Below are 19,438 nucleotides of genomic sequence, written 5' to 3'. Positions count from 1 at the left end.
TTTATTGTGCATAACACCTGAAATGAGTAAAAGGTTTAACATTATTGACTTTTCCTCATTATACAGGCTTTTTATTATCTAAGCAACTGTTTTTGTGTGGCGTTGAGATATTCTTTTCAACACCCTTTCCTTACTTTCTGCTCAGAAGAAGAACAACTCTACCATAGTCGTCTTTCAGTATCAGTTGATCGCCTCTTGTCTCATATCTTGCAGCATCCCGGAAGGCTTCCACGAGAAGGTCATCCTGCCTCATGCGTCTTTGTTCACACCATTTATATGTCGAGATAACGGCTTCCATAGAAATTTCATCTTCAGAAACAGTATAATCCCCCATATAATTATTACAGAAAGCTCTCCCCCCAAATTTACCGTCTTCCCAAAATCGTAGATCAAGTTCTCTGTAAAGGTTTATATCGACAAGTCCTCGACCGTCATTATATCTGGTTACCTCCCATGAGGTTCCGGAGAGCTGAACATTTTCATCACCATAAAAAGACTCCACCCTGTAGTATGCCAGTCCTCCTTGATCAGAACAAAAAGCAAGCGCATCGTTGTAAAGAGCCTGAGCTGCCTGATCTTCATTGTCATAATCAGCTGGTGTTTCTATTGAATAATTTCTACAGGAGTTGTAACAGGTCAATTCACCTCTTGCTCCTATACCATAGGCAGCAGTTGTAAAAGCAAGAGACAATGCAACGAGACAACAGCCTGTAATAATTTCTTTTGTTTTCTTGATAGCAAGGTTCGACATGACAGGGCCTCCCAAAAAGGTGGATACAAAATAGGTAGGTACGTAATTATCAATAGACGATACACGCTGTTGTACCCGCTTTATGCGGTTGATGTCAACGGAAAAGAATGAACGGCAAGAAAGGAAAGGCAAAAAAAAAACCCGCTCACCAATGAAGGCTGCGGGTTTTATAAAACGTCAAAGGACGACGTGATGGTACAAATATGGTGCCGAAGGGGAGAGTCGAACTCCCACGAGCGTACGCCCACTAGACCCTGAACCTAGCGCGTCTACCAGTTCCGCCACTTCGGCACGGCGAAAAGAATATGCCTTATTTCTGCCCTGCTGTCAACACCTTTTTCCATCCTCTCTGTAAAAAAGTGAATCTTCATCTCATGAGAACCCACGAACTGTTTGCGGGTTTTGTCAGGTTAGAGTACATATTGTGTTTTGCCTTAAAAAAATCTGCTTGTTTTTCCGAAACAGTCGATTGGTTCAGGAAACTCCAGACGCTCCATATCAAGCGAGGCAATACAAATATATGCAGCTGTATAGAAATCTACAAGAAATCACAACTCCCTTTGAACGACCAATTGTCACCATAGGCAATTTTGACGGCGTCCATGTGGGGCATCAGCTTTTATTTCACGAGGTGGCGATCCGGGCAAAACGCAACGGAGGCACCTCAGTGGCTATCACCTTTGATCCACATCCACTCAAGGTTTTGCGGCCAGGGGGGATCAGGCTCATCTCCACAACCCGGCAAAAAATTGATCTAATCCGCATGGCTGGAGTTGATGTCTTGGTTATTCTCCCTTTTGATCAACAATTCGCTAAAACTACAGCCACTGATTTTGTCAACACGGTTCTCTGTGACACTATAGGGGTCCATGAATTAGTGGTCGGTTATGATTATACCTTTGGCCGAGGCAGAGAGGGCAATATTGACTTTCTCCGCCACCAGGGAGAACAAAAAGGCTTTCCAGTCACAGTGGTTGATGCCCATTATGAGGATGGCATGCTGGTTTCCAGCACCAGGATACGGGAGTTGGTCATAGAGGGTCGAATGCTTGATGTGCGCAACCTGCTGGGCCGCTGTTATTATATCCACGGCGAGGTTCAGCGGGGTAAACAGCGGGGAGGATCGGAAATCGGTTTTCCCACAGCCAATCTGAAAATCTCAGAAGAGGATCTTTGTCCCAAAAAAGGTGTATACGTGACTCAGGTGCTGTATGGTGGCAAGATGTACGGCAGCGTCACCAATATTGGCTATAATCCAACCTTTGGCGACAATGAATTGGTTGCTGAAACCCATATTTTTGACTTTAACAAAGATATTTACGGACAACCCATTCGACTTAATCTGCTCCGTTATGTACGTGGCGAAAAAAAATTCAACTCCATTACAGAACTTTCAGCACAAATTCAAAAAGATGTGGATACTGCCAAGCAGGTTCTTGCTGATACTACAAAAGAACGGCTGCTTTCCTGTGAAGAAAAGTTTAATGCTATGGCAACCTAAGAGCAGAAGGAACGATATATCCCCAAAAACTGTAACCATAAAAGGAGATTCTCATGCACATTGAAATCCAACAACCGCAACCCTTTGATTTGGTGGATAAGGAAATACTGATTTCCGGCAACGCAGCAGGCTTTGAAGGACATCTGAGTATCTACGTCAGTGAGGGCCATGATGAATACACTGCTGCTGCCAAGGCAGGATCAATGGGAATGCGTCAGTTTCAGGCCAGTATCACGATCCCTGACAGTCACAGCTTTAAGCTCAGTCGTTTGTTTGTGCGGGTGGCAGACGATAGCGGCGGTGAAGAAGGCATGGAGCCGCCTGCTGTCATTGTTCCGGTGCTGTTCGGCCCAATGATCCTGCCGGGGTACACAGTATACTGGGAGCATAAGGTTGTGTCCGGTGAGACCTTGTCCGCCATTGCCCGGCAGTATTTTGAGGGCGATTCCTCTAAGTGGCGGGTTATTCAGGAGGCCAATCAACATATCGTTCCTGATGCAGATATGATCTTTCCTGGGCAGATGTTGCGTATTCCTCGTAATTTTTAATTGCCTGCTTGCAGCATACTGACGGACAGCTCATCTATCAACCAACTTGTGCTGGGAACCCACGACTATTAAAGAACTGGCGGCCTGCTGCAACAAGACGCCGTTTCTACGTTTACCACTTGCCACAGCTCTATTAATGCCTATAATGTACCAAATTACGTTTCCATCACATAAAAGTTCACGTAAAAATATACGATCTCAGTTTTAATCTCTTGTAATATAATTAAGGAAATTCGACATGTCTGAAGAACAAACCCAAATGTCCATAGATACCGTCATCGGTGAGCTGGAAAAAGTCTGCAACGACAACCCGGATAATATCATTGCCCATCATAAACTCGGTCTGATTTATCGCCAGGCCGGACGCATTGACGATGCTGTTCGTGAGCTGGAAAAGGCCATTGAGCTGGATGATCATTCCGTGGAAAGCTACATCAACCTTGGTGCCATTTATTTTGATAAAGGTGATATTGCCAAGGCCCTGCAACTGAATGAAAAAGCCCTGAAGATCACCCCAAAGATGGCAGAGGCCCATGTTAATATCGGCCTGATCCGTCAGCATGAAGGTAAGCCGGTGGAAGCTCTGGAATGCTATGAAAAAGCTATTCAGATTGACCCGCACCTGCTGACTCCATGGATCAACATGACCTCTGTCTGCACCATGCTGGAGCAGGATGAAAAGGCGGTGGAAGCTGCTCGTCAGGCCGTGACTCTGGAGCCGGATAATGGCATGGCCCGCAATAACCTGGCTGTGGCCCTGTACTTCTCTGGTGCTTACGAGGAAGCCAAGCGCAACATGGAAAAGGCCAAGGAACTGGGCTACGCTGTTGATCCGCGTTTTGTTCAAGGGCTGGAAGAAAAATTGGCAGCATAATGGCTTCAAAAAAACAAGTAAATAGCAAACCGTGGTGCCCGTTTTGCGGCATGGATGTGGGGCGTCCGGTGGAGGCCCCGCAACGTAAAATGACCGAATTCCCAGTAGGCCGGTGTGAATGCGGTGCAATCTATGTCTGCGATGCCACGGGTCATAATGTTGGTTCCGCAATGGTGGAATGTCTGGTTTATGCCTGCGGTGAAGAATGGGATCTGGCCTGGGAACTTATCCCGGAAGATGACTATCTCACCGGTCGGGTGGAGGATTACGATGATGTCACCCATCAGATCTGTCCAAAACGAAACCTGGACGGACGCGGTGTGCGCGGTGTGCTCTATTTTGTCCGTTTACATAAGGATGTAGCAGAGATTGCTGATCGTTTTGCCAAGAAGAAAGAACTGGAAGCTCAGGAAGCCTCAGCAGAAAGCGAGCAGGGAACCAGAAGTTCGACTGTTCCTGAAGTTGAACCAGCCCGTGATCCCAAACGGAAAAAGCAACGGGCCTCCAAAATGGTGGTCAAAAAACTGGTTGAAACCGGTGATATTGACAGCCTGCTGGATCTCTGTTTTGATGATAAACGGACTTTGCGTTTTATGCAGCGTCTGCTCTATGAGCCGGATCCGGTGAAACGCTACAAGACAGCCTGGCTCATCGGTCAGGTGACAGCCCGCCTCTCCACCCGTGAGCCTGCTCCGGTGGCTGATATGCTCCATCGGCTTTTTGAGTCCTGCTCAGACTCTGCCTCTATGCCTTGGGGCATGGTTGAGGCCATCGGTGCCATTGTTTCGGCCCGGACAGATATATACGGGGCCTTTGCCCGTCATCTGCTCAACTTTATGGGTGATGAAGGAACCCAGGAAGCGGCTCTCTGGGGCCTGAGTGAGATTGCAGCTACCCGGCCTGATCTTATCCGCAGTACTCCTTTTTATTCCACCTTTCATTTTCTGGAGCATGATAATCCGGTGGTACGTGGCCTCATGGTCCGTTTACTGGGTCGGATCAAGGCCAAAGAGGCCATGTTCCAGATTATGGGCCTGCAAAAGGATGAGACGGAAATCACCCTCTATGAGCGGGGTGAGCCGGTGAAGACCACTGTGGCGGCTTTGGTAAAAGAGGCGTTGGCGGGGATGCAGGGGTAGTCGGCGTTTTGAAGAAGAAGAATAATACCGCACGATTCAGAAAAATAGTTCAGGATGTCATTCTGAAATACACTGACCTGCGTCCGTCCCATGGTGACATCCGCCTTGAGCCGATATTTGATGAAACAAATGATCGCTATGTGCTGATGCAAACCGGCTGGGATCAAGGACATCGTGTTCGGGGCAACCTGATTTTTATCTCACTGCAAGATGAAGAAGTCCATATTGAATACGACGGGATAGAGCACGGAGTTACAGACGATCTGATCAGAAATGGTATCCCGGAAGATCGGATTGTCCTGTCGTATATGCCTGAATTGAAAACAGCCTGACGAAAGACTACTATTCCAAACAGGAGAGGTTATGGCTGAAGAGTTACATACCGCCGATTTCTTCGGCTGGACAGCACAGCAAGCCGCACTGCTCCGCGCAGGAAAGTTCCAGAAGAATGCCCTTGGTCATTTGAGCAGGCCCTTGACAAAGACCTCTGGCCTGAATAACCGTATGCAAACAACGCAGCTCTCTACCTATAGATTTTTCACCACCCAATCACCATGCTAAGAAAAAAATATAATAAACGCAGAGTATTGACTCGCACAGTTTTTTGTTTTCTCCTTGCAACCATCTACCTCTCCCTATCCGGCTGCGCAGCCACCGAAGGCATGTTCAGTTCCTGGGACTTTTTCGGTTTAGGAGAAGACGGTGAGGAAAAAATTGAGCCGGCAGGAAAACTGGTTACACAGGGAATGGAAGCCTTTAAGATAGGCCGGTATAATACCGCAATGGAATATTTTCAGGAGGTCAAGGATCAACACCCCTTCAGCCCTGAAGCCCTGCTGGCAGAATTAAAACTTGCTGACTGTGCATTTTATAACGATAATTACGAAGAGGCCAAGGAGTTATACAAGGAATTTGAAGAAAGGCATCCCACCAATGAGGCCATGCCCTATGTCATGTTCCAAATCGGGATGTGTGATTATTCCCGCACTGACCGCATTGACCGGGACTCAACAGGGGCTCAGGATGCTATTAAATCCTTTTCCCGCTTATTACGCACCTATCCTGATTCCCCCTATACCCGAGAGGCCAAGGCACGAATTCGGGCGGCCCGTGAATTTATTGTTAATCATGAATACTATGTTGCGGTCTTCTATGTTCGCACCAAAAAATACGATCAGGCAAAACATCGCCTGAAATATATCGTCACCATGTACCCTAATGCCTCAATTACTCCCAAGGCCAAGGCCTTGCAGAAACGGCTGGCAGCTGGTGATCCGCCTAAATGGGGACTGGATAAATGGCTTCCTGAGCTGAGTATGCCAGACTGGAACCTGTCAGATATAGGTATCGGCACAGTGGATGACGAACCAGAGCAACTAATCAACGAGTAAAGGAACACGTCTTTATGGGGTTACTGAACAGCGAAAAACTTCTCAATCTCCTTATCTCGCAACGGTTACTCACCGTTAAACAAAAGCAGTTTGTCCTCCAGCATAAGGATCGACAAAGCCAGCAACTTGTCAAGCTTCAGGGAGGCCCAAAACAGGTAAGCAAAGGATATCCAGACATGGTGGATATCCTTGCCTCCTTAAAACTGGAAGCACCAGGTAAGAAAAATAGGATCCTTACCGAAGAGGTGATCATGCGGGCTGTGAGCCGCAAACTCGGTATCCCCTTTAAAAAGCTTGATCCCCTTGAGCTGGACATTGAGATCGTCACCAAGACCATCCCCCGCTCCTTTGCCATTAATCACCTGATCCTGCCCTTTGAAATCCGCAACGGGGTGTTGCAGGTCGTTACCTATGACCCGGATAACACAACTCCCTTACGGGATATTGAGCAGGTTAACCAGACAGAGCTCAAGCCCTACCTCAGTACCCGCTCAGATATCCGAAAAATCCTGTCTGAGTTCTTTGGTTTTCAACACTCCATCACTGCCGCAGAAAACCAGTTTTCCACTACAGCCAGCTCAACCGTGGATATCGGAAACCTGGAACAATATGTCAAACTTTCCAGCTCCCAGGAACTCAGTTCCTCAGATCAGCATATCAAGGCTGCTGTCAACCATCTCTTTAACTATGCCCTGGAACAGCGAGCCAGTGATATCCATGTGGAACCCAAGCGTGAGAGCTGCCTGATCCGTTACCGGATTGACGGGGTGCTCCATACCATCTACAAGCTGCCCAAGGCCGTGCATTCGGCCATTACCTCCCGGATCAAGGCCCTGGCCCGCCTGGATATTGCGGAAAAACGCCGGCCCCAGGACGGCAGGATCAAAATCGGACAAAAGGACGGCAAGGAGGCGGAACTGCGTGTCTCCACCATTCCGGTTTCCTTTGGCGAGAAGACGGTTATGCGTATCCTGGATACCAAGGTTATTTTCCAGGATCTGGATGAGCTGGGCTTTTCCAAGCGGGATAAGGCCGTGTATAATTCCTTTATCACAGCACCCCACGGTATTGTCCTGGTCACTGGCCCCACTGGCAGTGGTAAGTCCACCACCCTCTACTCCACCCTGAAAAAGATTGCCTCGTCAGAGATCAACATCGTCACCGTGGAAGATCCGGTGGAGATGGTACATGAGGATTTTAATCAGATCTCGGTGCAGCAGCAGATTGACGTGACCTTTTCCACTATTCTCCGTAATATCCTGCGTCAGGACCCGGATGTGATCATGATCGGTGAGATCAGGGACTTTGACACAGCCACCCATGCTGTCCAGGCCGCCCTGACCGGTCATCTGGTCTTTTCCACCCTCCATACCAATGATGCGGTTTCCACCATTGTCCGTTTGCAGGACCTGGGCCTGGAACCCTTCCTGATCAGCTCCACCATGCTCGGCGCCCTGGCCCAACGCCTTGTACGGAAAATCTGCCCCCATTGCATTGAGTCCTATGCCGCTGATATTGAAGAGCTGCAAAAGATGGGCTTCCCGGTTTCCGGCCAGGGAACCATTGAACTGAAACGGGGCAAGGGCTGCAAGGAATGCCGTAAGACAGGCTATGAAGGAAGAATGGGGGTCTTTGAGGTCTTCCCGTTGACTGATAAGATTAAAGGCCTGGTGGCAGATAAGGCCAGTGATGCTGAATTGCGCCAGATTGCTATTCGGGAGGGGATGACCACCCTGAATGAAGATGCCTGGAACAAGGTGCGCAACGGCCTGACCACTGTTGAGGAGGCCTTGCGGATTAGTGGAGATGCGTAGCAGAATTCTCGCAACCCGTGCAGCTTGCACTGGTATCAAAAGAACGGGTTCACAGTTTGCCCTTTTCCTTTTATGCTTCCAGCATGGTCAGCGTTTGATCGAATGCATGGTTTCGTGACACACGATAGCATGGTTGCAGATGTTACGATTGCAGGGGGTCGTGTGCAAGGAAACTGGGAAGACGGGGACGTGGATTGAAACAAAGTTTTTGCAACATCCCGCACAAATCTGTATGCTGAGACGATATAAGCAGGGTAGGGGCGACCGGCTGGTCGCCCCTACTTCTTCAGCAGTACAACCCCAAATCTGAAAGGAGTACCACAATGGACAATAAGAGTAAATGCCCGGTAACTGGCAAGACTCTGGAAGACGCACCAGCAAAGGGCACCACCAATCAGGACTGGTGGCCCAATCGACTGAACCTGAAGATCCTGCACCAGCATTCCTGCAAGTCCAGCCCTATGGACAAGGACTTCAACTATGCTGAGGAGTTTAAGAAGCTGGATCTGGACGCCCTGAAACAGGATCTCTACACCCTGATGACCGACTCCCAGGACTGGTGGCCTGCAGACTGGGGTCATTATGGCGGCCTCTTTATCCGCATGGCCTGGCACAGTGCAGGCACCTATCGCCTGGGTGACGGACGCGGTGGCGCAAGCACAGGCAATCAACGTCTTGCCCCGATCAACAGCTGGCCGGACAATGCTAACCTGGACAAGGCCCGGCGTTTGCTCTGGCCCATCAAACAGAAATATGGCAACAGGATCTCCTGGGCCGATCTTATAATCCTGGCTGGCAACTGCGCCCTGGAATCAATGGGCTTTAAGACCTTTGGTTTCGGTGGCGGACGCGAGGATATCTGGGAGCCGGAAGAGGATGTGTACTGGGGGATGGAAAAGGAGTGGCTGGCAACCAGCGATACCCCCAACAGCCGCTATTCAGGTGAACGTGATCTGGAGAATCCCCTGGCAGCGGTGCAGATGGGCCTGATCTATGTGAACCCGGAAGGCCCGGATGGTACGCCGGCCCCGGTGGCTTCTGGTCGGGACATCCGCGAAACCTTTGCCCGTATGGGCATGAATGATGAAGAGACCGTGGCCCTGGTTGCAGGCGGGCATACCTTTGGTAAATGTCATGGCGCAGGCGATGCCTCCCACGTCGGACCGGAACCAGAGGCTGCACCTCTTGAGGAGATGGGCCTGGGTTGGAAGAACAGCTTTGGCAGCGGCAAAGGCCAGGACACCATCACCAGCGGTATCGAAGGTGCCTGGAAGCCTGAACCCACCAAGTGGGATATGGGGTACCTCAAGGTGCTGTTCAAATACGAATGGGAACTGGTTAAGAGCCCGGCTGGTGCCCACCAATGGCTGGCCAAGGACGTGGAGGAAGAGGACATGGTGGTTGACGCCTATGATCCCAACAAAAAACACCGCCCCATGATGACCACCGCAGACCTGGCCCTTCGTTTTGACAAGATCTACGAGCCGATCTCCCGTCGCTTCCTGGACAACCCTGAGGAGTTTGCTGATGCCTTTGCCCGTGCCTGGTTCAAGCTCATCCACCGGGACATGGGACCGCGTTCCCGCTACCTCGGTCCGGAGGTTCCGGCAGAGGAACTGATCTGGCAAGACCCGATACCCCCGGTTGATCACGAGCTGATTGATGAGCAGGATATTGCCCACCTCAAGGCCCAGCTCCTTGACTCAGGTCTCACAGTGGCCCGGCTGATCACTACGGCCTGGGCTTCAGCCTCCACCTTTCGCGGTTCAGACATGCGCGGCGGGGCCAACGGAGCACGCATCCGGCTTGCACCCCAAAAGGACTGGGAGGTCAATCAGCCTGAAAATCTGGCAATAGCACTGACAACCCTGAAGGGTATTCAGGAGGACTTTAATGATGCGCAGGAAGGCGGAAAACGGGTTTCCCTGGCTGATCTGATTGTGCTGGGTGGTTGTACTGCTGTGGAAAAGGCAGCCAGGAATGCCGGGCAGGAAATAGAGGTTCCCTTTACACCGGGCCGTACTGATGCCTCGCAGGAACAGACCGATGTGGAGGGCTTTGCTGTACTGGAGCCCAAGGCAGACGGCTTCCGTAACTATCTTAAGTCCACGTATTCAATTGGGGCAGAGCACCTGCTGGTTGACCGGGCCCAGCTCCTCACCCTGACCGCACCGGAGATGACCGTACTCTTAGGCGGCCTGCGGGTTCTGGGTGCCAACTACGGCGGGATCCAGCATGGTGTCTTGACGGATCGCCCTGAAGCCCTGACCAATGACTTCTTTGTCAACCTGCTGGACATGGGTACAGAGTGGCAGGCAAGCGCAGAAGACGAGGGAGTCTTTGAGGGACGGGATCGGGCCACCGGTGAACACAAGTGGACTGCGACCCGTGTCGACCTGATCTTCGGTTCCAACTCCCAGCTCCGGGCCTTGGCTGAGGTTTACGCCAGCGCGGATGCACAGGGGAAGTTCCTGTGTGATTTTGTCGGGGCCTGGAACAAGGTTATGAACCTGGATCGATTCGATCTTGCCTGATTCCACCGAAACCACCAAGGACACGTCCCATCGTGCCCTTACGTGGATGTTCTTCATAGGGCAGGTACTCCAACGAAAGTAAGGGCGGTTCGCAAACCGCCCTTACGGGTTGTAATACCCTCTTTATAGGGTATAACGTACCTTACTCGGCAAAGACATCCTCAAGCCTGATAGCGGTGAGAATACGCTCAGACCATATTTCAAGCATCCCACCGGATGCCTCTTTCAGCATCTGCTCTGCCCATTCGGGAAGCTCTCCAAAACGTTTTCTCAGCTGCCGTAAAAGGAGCTGGAGTTCTCCCTGCTGCACGCCCTGCTGCACGCCCTGCTGAAGGCCCCGTTGCACTCCCTGCTCAAGCCCCTGATCGTAATATTTCTTCAGAAAAGATTGCATGATATCGCCTCCGTGAACAGAATCTTCCAGAACTGGTGCTCAAGCAGCTCTTCCGGGAGATTATGGCGAAAGTATCCTGCTGCCACCTCGGGCTGTCCAAAGGTCTGCCGGAACACATGATCATGGGGATTGGTTACCGAACTCATGCTGATAATATAACGATCTTCGCCAAGATTGGCAACTACGGAGGGGAGGAGTTTAAAATGATCACAGGCAGGGGCGACCGGCTGGTCGCTCTTACGGGTTGTTGCGTTCTCTTCTCAGGGCAGGCACTCAAATATCAATTATTCTATATCGAATGTTTAATATGGAGTGTTCTGTTGCGGTGGTGCAGGCACAAGGGCGACCGGCCGGTCGCCCCTACGGGTTGTAATACCCTCTTCATAGGGTAGGTACTCCAACGAATTATGGAGGTTGTTATGGCTGCTTATGAAGGTCTTAATACCCTCTTCATAGGGTAGGTACTCCAACGCACCGCTGCTACTAGTGAATCAGCAAATTTGTCTTAATACCCTCTTCATAGGGTAGGTACTCCAACTTATAGTTTGCTACACCGCCCTCCAGTTAATGTGTCTTAATACCCTCTTCATAGGGTAGGTACTCCAACAGCTGATATTTCTAAATAGAGGAATTAAGATGACGTCTTAATACCCTCTTCATAGGGTAGGTACTCCAACGGCGTTAGTGTCAGAGCAAGAGCAAGTAAGTGTCTTAATACCCTCTTCATAGGGTAGGTACTCCAACCTAAACACTAATTTCCTTACAAATGGAGAGAAGGAGTCTTAATACCCTCTTCATAGGGTAGGTACTCCAACAGCCAGCATGGTGATACAGAAATCGTCAAGGCTGTCTTAATACCCTCTTCATAGGGTAGGTACTCCAACAGCGGCCTTGCTTTAAACAATAATGTATTCGACAGATTAAGCAAGTAAAAAAAACGACATGAAAACGCATTTTATAAGTTGTGAATCTTGAACCGCCATTATAAACACTAAAATAAGCCGATGCTACACATCGTGACTAATTCGTCATAATTGGTACAGTATATTGAACACTGCATCCTTTATCAAACATCTTCCCTTGCCTCTTCAGGGAGATAACCCGAAAAAAGCAATAATGACAAAGAATGACAAAGGAAAAAATAAGAGCGAAAAAATCTGATGTCCGCCTAAGTTTCTTCATCCTGCCGCACCTGTTTTCACCTCCTCATAGTACCATATTCCCCTGCATGATCAAAGAAAAAGCTGCGTGCTGAGGGTATTGCAGGATCAGCGACGCAATTTTCCCCGTACATCCCTCCTGCCTGGGGCAGCGTTTTCAGGGAAATGCGATGGGTTCTTTCAAAGAGCATACCTGCATCCTCCTCAAGAGCATGCCTGCATCCTCCCCAAGAGCATACCTGCATCCTCCCCAAGAGCATGCCTGCATCCTCCTCAAGAGCATGCCTGCATCCTCCCCAGGAGCATACCTGCATCCTCCCCAGGAGCATACCTGCATCCTCCCCAGGAGCATGCCTGCATCCTCCCCAGGAGCCACCAGGGGTACGGCGCCGCCGTGCCCCTACTCAATCACCGCCGTGGTAATATCAAGAACCTCTTTTTCCGCCACTTCAACCACAGCCCCGTTCTTGGCGGTGATACGGAGGGTTTCCCCGTCTTTTTCCACCTTGTCGGCATAATAGGTGGTTCCGTTCAGCATAATGACCACCTGGGTTTCCTCTCTGCCGCTAAGGTTGGGCATTTTTTCGGCAATCGGTTCCAATACAGTGCCTTTCAGGGTATCCTGCCGGGTGCTGAGAAACCAGAACGCACCACCAGATAAGATCAGGATGATGAGAATCAGAGCTGCTACGATGCCTTTTTTGCCGCCCTTTCCTCCCTTCTTCTGAACAACCTTGCCGTCCTGAACCACCACCTTTTCATACTCCTTATTATCAATCCGTTTCGCCTCCTGTCGTTTATTAAGTACCAGGTTGCATGAGGGACATCTCTCAACTTTTTCATGAACCAGCTGAGTGCAGTTCTCACAGATACGTTTGGAGTTACCGCTGGCTGAAGAAAAAGACAGATTCTCGTCAATGCAAAAGCTGTTACCGCAACGATCACAGGGGATGGTCAGTGTTTTCTCTACAGTATGGACATTATCAACAAAGTGTTTTTTTCCGCATCTTCCGCATTGGAACTTCATAGTCTCTCCTTGATATGATCATTCAAACAATTGTTACTTTGAACGGACTTGATGAACAAAGGGCTGTTCAATATAGGTATAGGTCCAGCAAGCAAGGCCATAACTGACAAGAAGGGTACTCGCAAACAGAGCAAATCCGGTAAGCTCCCCTTCTGTGTAATACTTCATTTCCTGACGCAGGCAGTTAAGTACCAAGGGATGAAAAATATAGAGGCTAAAAGAGACCACGCTGATCGCCCGCAGGGGTAGCCAGGAGAGCAGCTTATTAATGCCGCCCCTCTCTTTGCTGGCCAGAATAGAGAAGAGCAACCCGGCTGCCGCAACACCGAACCAAGCGAAATATTCCTGCGCCAGAACCCGTTGCCCTCCCCATAATCGCTTGGTTGAACAGAGGAGAAAAAAGAGGAGCAAGGCTATCCCGCAGAGGGCGAAAAAGTTTTCTGTTCGCTTGCGCCATGCGCTGGAAAGCCTGGGTTCATATGATCGGTAGAGACCGTAATAGCAATAGGAGGCTATGCATCCTCCGAGAAAAATACCAAGAAACGGACGGATGGGTTGATCCCTCATGCCGTACAGGGCAAAGACTTCCGAAGTAAGGAAACGATTTGCCAGCAACATTAAGATGATAAGATGGAGAACAATAAGCCAGGGTCTGCTGCGAAAAAAAAACAGATTCAACAGCATAATCAGAGGAACCAGCAGATAGAACAACATTTCCTGCGGCACCACCCAGAGGTGCCCGTCTCCCTGGAGAAAGAAAAAATGACGGAAGGCCACATCAAAGCGGAAGTGGAAGATCAGAACAATGATGAGGTAGAGATAGTAAACAGGCAGGATCCGTTGCAGGCGGCGCCTGAAGAAAGATCCCCAGTACTGTGCAGACTTGGCCCGTTCAGGGTGCAGGACAAAAGGTCGGGCCAGCAGAAAACCGCTCAGGCTCATAAAGAGCCACACGTCAATAGAAGAGGCTCCAGGAAGTATAAGGCGACAAAGATACACAAGGAGAAGAAAAAAAAGAAAGGAGGCAAACAGAATAAGACTGTTCCTGAAAGTGAACAGCGCGTAAAGGAAAAAGTTTTTTTCTAAGGATTGGGTTTCCTGGCTGAATTCGTTTTTCTGCATAAAGGCCTGCCTCCCTGGAGACGAAAATCACTTATTGCGGTTAATCAGAAGATATAACCTGTGGAGTTTATGCTCCCAAGGGATGATTCGAGGAAAAATATGCCTGCCAAAAGCATGGGAAAGAAAGAGAACCAAAAGTCCCTTCAGGCGAGATCCACCATTAAGATTCCCCATAGGGATAAATTTATCACGCAGGATCAAAGAAATAACCCGACCAATCTCTCCTTCTCCCAGGTCATAATTTTTTCCTGTTACATATTGCTTCTTCATGAGGACACCTATGCTATGAGTGAAGATGATCTTTGATCAGCCGTAAAAAAAACTCAATCCGCAAAAAGGGCCGCCAGCGGAGCTTTACTAATGAACATTTCCACAGCTCTTTAGCAGCAGCAACCTTGGTTGCCTTATGCTGACCATGAAAATCATCCAGATGATGGCGCTGGCAGATCTCTTTTATTTCCTTTGCCTTAGGAAAGGCCATCCTGCTGACCAGTAAATAGTTAAGCCAGGGTTTGACATCGCGCACTGCATACCCAAGAATGGCGGCACTGGCAGCGTATTGCTCTGCACCAGCCATAATCCCTTCCTGAAGGGGAGCAAAAAAACGATCCTGCTCCTTTTCCGCCTGCCCTATGGCATCATCCTCATGACGAAAGACCAGTTCATAGCCCTCCTCAGTCAAACGATATCCATTCAAGGTGGAATGGGGGGCCCGACAGGCCTCTTCAAAAAGATCCCGATTATAGAGCACGGTTGAGGCCGCCAGGTCAAAGCGATCACGATCGTAAATGATACCCGTGATGGAGTTAGCAGGCGTGGTTGGATACGGAATCCCACGGGTTGCCCCGAAAAGGAGACCGTGACAACGGGGAGCATCTTCCCGGTGCTCAATAGACCGATACAAAAAACGCTGAATCGTGCCCAGCCAACCTATATCCACTAAGGCCACGTCAGATTCCTGAAAAAATCCCTGCTCTTCCATATAGCGATGCAGGGCCTGCTGAGCCGGCAGAGTTTGTTTCCTGACCTCATCCTGAAAAAACTCGTCCTGGAGCATTTCATTAAAACAAAGTCGATTCCTAGGAAGAAAGCCCTCATGCAAGGGAGAGAGCACGGTATCCTGCCGGAGTTCATGGGAGGTGAGTATATCGCTAAAGGCATCAGCCTCCAGACCAAAGACCCGACAGACGTCCCGGAAATCCTTATTGCCTGAAGGGAGAAAAACAATATCTGCATGCTCCTGATCAAGGCCAGCATGACCGCAACTGGCTGGTGCCAGTGCCATTCTGCTGACATAAAAATAGGAGGTCTCGGGAAGATCCTCCCGACCTGCATACATCTTGGGAATCATCCTGTTCCAAAGCTGCTCAAAGAGCCAACCTTCCCTGGAAAAAAAATAGATCCGTCGGATGCCCGCATGAAGGCAATGCTCGGCAACACCCTGAATAAAGCCAGCCAGTATGGGAGCAAAGACATTAAAACCCTTCACATAGAGCGGATGCTGGGGAATATTCTCTGCCTCCAGAGGGAGCATAAGCTGTTGCAGACAACGACCACGATAAAATGGTTGACCCAAGGCATAATTATAATAACGCTTAGCCAGAGATTTACGCATTTTTTCCAGGCCATCGCGAAGAACCAGGGACTGGATACCCCGTTCTGCCGGACGTCCACCATCAGATACCGGGTTATCGCCCACATGGAGCCAGCGCTCATAGTTCAGGCCAAATTGTTCCTGAAGCATGGGAAAGGCCTTACCCGAGGCCTTGGCCAGGAAACTGTCTGCTGACGAAATTACTGCATCCACCTGATCAAGAAAACCAGCATGTTCAATCATGCGTTCCAGATGGGCCGCAGGCAGGTAGACATCAGAGACCACCAGAATCTTCTTGCCCTGCCCTTTCAGCCTTTTGAGCCATTCCACCAAATCATGACGTGGAACAAGCACTGAATTTTCCACAGCCAGTTCATAATCGGTAATCTCCCGGAGTAAGCTCTTGTCCTCCTGCTCACCAAAAATTGCTGTGACCAGCTGGCCCATATAATCGGGATAACAGGCCTCAAAATCATCAAAACGCTGACCGGTTTGCTGACGCTGTTCTTGTTCAAAGGTATCCCGAAGTTTTTGCACCTGTTCCCAGGTCCACTTTTTCCTCGTTCCCTCTTTTGCTGCTCGCTTGTTGATCTTATGACAGATATAACGGGCCACCGCAGGTTTCACCATATCCGGATTATGGATACGGCGAATGAGCAGGGTATCAAAAAGATCAAAGGAAACCGTATCAACAGTATTGCTGATCCGTTCGCCCTCTTCAATCAGTTGCCCCAGGGCGTAGAACTGCTGCATACTCATGATGACGCATTACTCCGTGCAGAGGTTATTGGGGTGCTAAAAAACGGCAGGAGAAATCCAGCCAGGATGTAGATCACAAAGGCAACACCAAGGGTCAGGAGAAAACCAAAATAGGTGGCTGCCAATACACTCAGAACACTACCAAGCACGGTAAAAAGACCATTTATAGCCCAGGCCCAGCCCACAGCCCCCCTGCCTTTTCCATGGGAACTGGCAATACCGATGGCAAAGGGCATTCCGAGGAAAGTACCCAGCGGATAAATGAGGGCAACACTGCCGATGATACGAACCCAAGTCGGCCATTGCAGGAAAAAATCAAGCAACGGCTCCTTGAGCAGCAGGAGCAGGGTGCCGTAAAGCGGGATACCGAGAAAAGGAAGAAAACGCATTCTCCTGCTTCTGGCCAGAGAAAATTTATCTGTCAGATAACTTCCTGTGCCAGCAGCAATCAAAAAGGCAAAGACAATAGCCGCATAGGTATAGAGCGGGTACCCGATCAGTTTATGGAAGAGTTGAATAAAAATCAACTCAATACTGATAAACCCTGCTCCAAGGCAGGCAAAATAGGTAACAAAGGCTGTTTTCCCCTGCCAGGGAGCCCGACCAACCTTGGAAAAAAGCAGCGGCGCGAAAAGGCAAAGCACAGCAAGAGCGAGAGCTGCTCCGGCAGTGACGATAAGATGGATCACATCCATAGGGATGCCGTGCTTGATGGAGTCATTCAATAATGCCTTGAGTGATCTGTCCACATAAGGCTCATGGTAGGAGACCGGGGCAAAGCGTTTGCGCAGATGGTTAAAATAAGGCTGGTTATCTGTGGGCACATGCATGCGATAGGGAATGCTTGCTTCCAGTTCAGCAGAGAGCTGGCCTGTAAAAAATTCAGGTTTCAAACCACTGCCAGCAAGATCAAGGGGATTATGGATGAGTTTGTTATGGTAACGCATCAGCATGTGGACACGATTAAATTCATCAGGTGTCCACGGCTGCATTTTAATCATCAGGGTCGGGAGGTTGCACCAGGGATCAGAATAATAAACTATGACATGCCGGGCAAAGTCATTTCGGCCCATATTTTTCCAGGCCCGGGCTGCGGTCAGTACCATTTTAGGATAGACATGGTGGTTAATGTGCAGGACACCGTTCTCGCTGAGATGACTGAAATACTCCTCATAGGCATCAACAGTCTGGAGATAGTTGGGGGAGACAGCCCCGGAGCCGGATGAGATACTGGCCGAGGTATGATTGGACATCATCTGAATGATATCATAACGCTTATTTCCAGAGCGAAGAAAGCTTCTTCCTTCCCCCTGTATCGCATTGACCACCGGATTATTATAAGGCTCTGTTGCATATTTCTCCTTGCCCAATCGAATAACCGTGCCCACCATTTCCACCGCATCAACTTCCGAGGCACCAAAGGCCACAGCAGCCTTGGTTTCCTGCCCGCCTGCCGCTCCGATGACCAACACCTTGGCATTGGTTCCCTCTTTCAGCCAATGGGAGGCATAGACAAAACGATCCCAGAAATGTCTGGTGCTGTTGTCCGGCAGTTCCTGTCGGAGTTTTTTGTAATCACCGTCAAAATCATAAAAATAACTGGTTTGGGTACCACCATCATAGGCAATCCAGGTGTATTTTTCTGCATATTTGATCAAATCAATCCGGGCAATCCGATCCCAGATTGTCTGGAGAGGTGGGTTTGCTGTCAATGTGACAATCCCTCGCTTATCCATATGAAAGGGGATTTCAAGATAATCATGTTCTTTCGCCAGAAAGGGAAAGGCAGTGGCAATCACGGCCAGGCTCAGAAAAACTGTCCTGAACATCTTTGCCCGAGACAGGATTGCGGCTCCGGCAAAGGTCAAGCCAGCCACAGCAAAGAGCAGTCCCGGCCCGCCAAAACCGGGAATCAACCAGGGGACCAGAATGCAACCCAAGGCTGCGCCCACCAGATCCCATGCATAGAGACGGCCAAAAGAGTCTGCATACTCGGTAAAGAGGAGAGAGAGGATGAAACCGCTGAGGAAAAAAGGAACCAGCAACCCGGAAAAACTGAGAAAGACTTTGAACCCCAAGGAGGCTACTGAGGAAAACTCGTTAAAATCAATACGCAGAAATGAGAGCAGAAAAAAAACACCAATATAACTTATTGCCAATAAGGAGGTTAAGGGGATCGCTATCTTTGGGGTCCAGGCCAGACGATGGGCAAAGATTGAGGTCATTACACCAGCAATACCAAAACCAAGCAAGGCCAAGGTAATAACCATGTACGAAAAATGAGGATACCAAAGGACATCCAAAATTCTGATCAGGGATAATTCATAGAACAGGGTTGATAAGGCGATAAAGGCCACATATCCCTGTACTGATGATAACATCTTGTTCACACTTTCTTTGTTTTGCATTTTGATTACTTGTGATTACTTGCTCAATTCTGTCCGCAGGTTGCGGAACCTGTTTATTGCACCGGAATGCGCTCAATCCCCACTCCGGCCCTGCGGACCGGAACATAACAGCACAAAAGTCGATCCTTTCATATAAACGCCCGTCAATTTTCTTCTCAAAGAAAAAAAGCGTCGTAACCGTTCAGATCCCTCTCATTTTTTTACGCAGCAAGAGGCAGAGGAGGCACATCCAGCCCCTGGCGCCGAGCCGTGATAACCTCAGCGAGATATTTCCACGGACAGGCGTTGCGCTTCTTACACGTATCAATCACGCTCGCAAGTATGGCGAACACATGACTGCCTTGGCCATTACGGGTACCGTGGCTTAATTTGCGCGCAATAACCCAATGACGTAGTGCTTGCTCCGCCTCATTATTGGTCAG

At 49.5% G+C, this 19,438-nt stretch carries 17 protein-coding genes, 1 tRNA gene, 1 pseudogene and 1 CRISPR repeat array; of the genes and pseudogenes, 9 read left to right on the top strand and 10 right to left on the bottom strand.

Annotated features, from left to right (window positions below; all coding sequences use genetic code 11):
- Positions 1 to 130: 130 nt before the first annotated feature.
- Complete coding sequence (locus L2082_RS12620; protein WP_446010172.1) at positions 131 to 640, bottom strand: META domain-containing protein; 510 nt, start codon at positions 638 to 640, stop codon at positions 131 to 133.
- A gap of 315 nt (positions 641 to 955) precedes the next feature.
- Positions 956 to 1,042, bottom strand: a tRNA-Leu gene (locus L2082_RS12615).
- A gap of 229 nt (positions 1,043 to 1,271) precedes the next feature.
- On the opposite strand from L2082_RS12615, the gene L2082_RS12610 reads away from it, so the two are divergent.
- From L2082_RS12610 to katG, 9 genes are all read left to right on the top strand, one after another.
- Positions 1,272 to 2,252, top strand: a complete 981-nt coding sequence (locus tag L2082_RS12610) for a bifunctional riboflavin kinase/FAD synthetase (protein ID WP_446010171.1) — start codon at positions 1,272 to 1,274, stop codon at positions 2,250 to 2,252.
- Between the two features lie 53 nt (positions 2,253 to 2,305).
- Positions 2,306 to 2,800 carry a LysM peptidoglycan-binding domain-containing protein gene (locus L2082_RS12605; RefSeq protein WP_446010170.1) on the top strand — a complete coding sequence of 165 codons (495 nt, stop codon included), beginning with the start codon at positions 2,306 to 2,308 and terminating at the stop codon, positions 2,798 to 2,800.
- A 238-nt stretch (positions 2,801 to 3,038) separates the two neighbouring features.
- On the top strand, positions 3,039 to 3,674 hold the full coding sequence (locus L2082_RS12600; RefSeq protein WP_446010169.1) for a tetratricopeptide repeat protein: 636 nt from the start codon (positions 3,039 to 3,041) through the stop codon (positions 3,672 to 3,674).
- Positions 3,674 to 4,813, top strand: a complete 1,140-nt coding sequence (locus L2082_RS12595) for a DVU0298 family protein (RefSeq protein WP_446010168.1) — start codon at positions 3,674 to 3,676, stop codon at positions 4,811 to 4,813. The genes L2082_RS12600 and L2082_RS12595 overlap by 1 nt, the downstream gene beginning before the upstream one ends.
- A gap of 8 nt (positions 4,814 to 4,821) precedes the next feature.
- Positions 4,822 to 5,145, top strand: coding sequence for an element excision factor XisI family protein (locus L2082_RS12590; protein ID WP_446010167.1), 324 nt, complete (start codon positions 4,822 to 4,824; stop codon positions 5,143 to 5,145).
- Positions 5,146 to 5,176: 31 nt separating this feature from the next.
- Positions 5,177 to 5,374: a hypothetical protein gene (locus L2082_RS12585; protein ID WP_446010166.1), complete on the top strand. Its 198-nt coding sequence runs from the start codon at positions 5,177 to 5,179 to the stop codon at positions 5,372 to 5,374.
- A 26-nt stretch (positions 5,375 to 5,400) separates the two neighbouring features.
- Positions 5,401 to 6,204 carry an outer membrane protein assembly factor BamD gene (locus L2082_RS12580; RefSeq protein WP_446010165.1) on the top strand — a complete coding sequence of 268 codons (804 nt, stop codon included), beginning with the start codon at positions 5,401 to 5,403 and terminating at the stop codon, positions 6,202 to 6,204.
- A 14-nt stretch (positions 6,205 to 6,218) separates the two neighbouring features.
- Positions 6,219 to 8,018 (top strand): GspE/PulE family protein, encoded by a 1,800-nt coding sequence (locus L2082_RS12575; RefSeq protein WP_446011811.1) that lies wholly within the window; start codon positions 6,219 to 6,221, stop codon positions 8,016 to 8,018.
- Positions 8,019 to 8,341: 323 nt separating this feature from the next.
- Positions 8,342 to 10,552, top strand: a complete 2,211-nt coding sequence (katG, locus tag L2082_RS12570; RefSeq protein WP_446010070.1) for a catalase/peroxidase HPI — start codon at positions 8,342 to 8,344, stop codon at positions 10,550 to 10,552.
- Between the two features lie 142 nt (positions 10,553 to 10,694).
- Here katG and L2082_RS12565 read toward each other — a convergent pair whose 3' ends face one another.
- From L2082_RS12565 to L2082_RS12530, 8 genes and pseudogenes are all read right to left on the bottom strand, one after another.
- Positions 10,695 to 10,946 carry a DUF4351 domain-containing protein gene (locus L2082_RS12565; protein ID WP_446010071.1) on the bottom strand — a complete coding sequence of 84 codons (252 nt, stop codon included), beginning with the start codon at positions 10,944 to 10,946 and terminating at the stop codon, positions 10,695 to 10,697.
- Positions 10,931 to 11,092, bottom strand: coding sequence for an Rpn family recombination-promoting nuclease/putative transposase (locus L2082_RS12560; RefSeq protein WP_446010072.1), 162 nt, complete (start codon positions 11,090 to 11,092; stop codon positions 10,931 to 10,933). Before L2082_RS12560 ends, L2082_RS12565 begins: the two co-directional genes overlap by 16 nt.
- 220 nt (positions 11,093 to 11,312) lie before the next feature.
- Positions 11,313 to 11,830: a CRISPR direct-repeat array (repeat unit 36 nt; unit sequence GTCTTAATACCCTCTTCATAGGGTAGGTACTCCAAC).
- A gap of 676 nt (positions 11,831 to 12,506) precedes the next feature.
- Positions 12,507 to 13,133 carry a hypothetical protein gene (locus L2082_RS12555; RefSeq protein WP_446010073.1) on the bottom strand — a complete coding sequence of 209 codons (627 nt, stop codon included), beginning with the start codon at positions 13,131 to 13,133 and terminating at the stop codon, positions 12,507 to 12,509.
- Positions 13,134 to 13,166: 33 nt separating this feature from the next.
- Positions 13,167 to 14,255: an acyltransferase family protein gene (locus L2082_RS12550; protein WP_446010074.1), complete on the bottom strand. Its 1,089-nt coding sequence runs from the start codon at positions 14,253 to 14,255 to the stop codon at positions 13,167 to 13,169.
- Between the two features lie 27 nt (positions 14,256 to 14,282).
- On the bottom strand, positions 14,283 to 14,525 hold the full coding sequence (locus L2082_RS12545; protein WP_446010075.1) for a hypothetical protein: 243 nt from the start codon (positions 14,523 to 14,525) through the stop codon (positions 14,283 to 14,285).
- 13 nt (positions 14,526 to 14,538) lie between these two features.
- On the bottom strand, positions 14,539 to 16,608 hold the full coding sequence (locus L2082_RS12540) for an HAD family hydrolase (RefSeq protein ID WP_446011810.1): 2,070 nt from the start codon (positions 16,606 to 16,608) through the stop codon (positions 14,539 to 14,541).
- Complete coding sequence (locus tag L2082_RS12535) at positions 16,605 to 19,016, bottom strand: hypothetical protein (protein ID WP_446010972.1); 2,412 nt, start codon at positions 19,014 to 19,016, stop codon at positions 16,605 to 16,607. The genes L2082_RS12540 and L2082_RS12535 overlap by 4 nt, the downstream gene beginning before the upstream one ends.
- 200 nt (positions 19,017 to 19,216) lie before the next feature.
- Positions 19,217 to 19,438 (bottom strand): annotated as a pseudogene (locus L2082_RS12530) (IS66 family transposase); the annotation flags it as partial.

The sequence above is a fragment of the Candidatus Electrothrix sp. genome (assembly GCF_052785085.1).
Note: the sequence above shows the minus strand (reverse complement) of the source record. Positions and strands in the feature narration are given on the sequence as shown.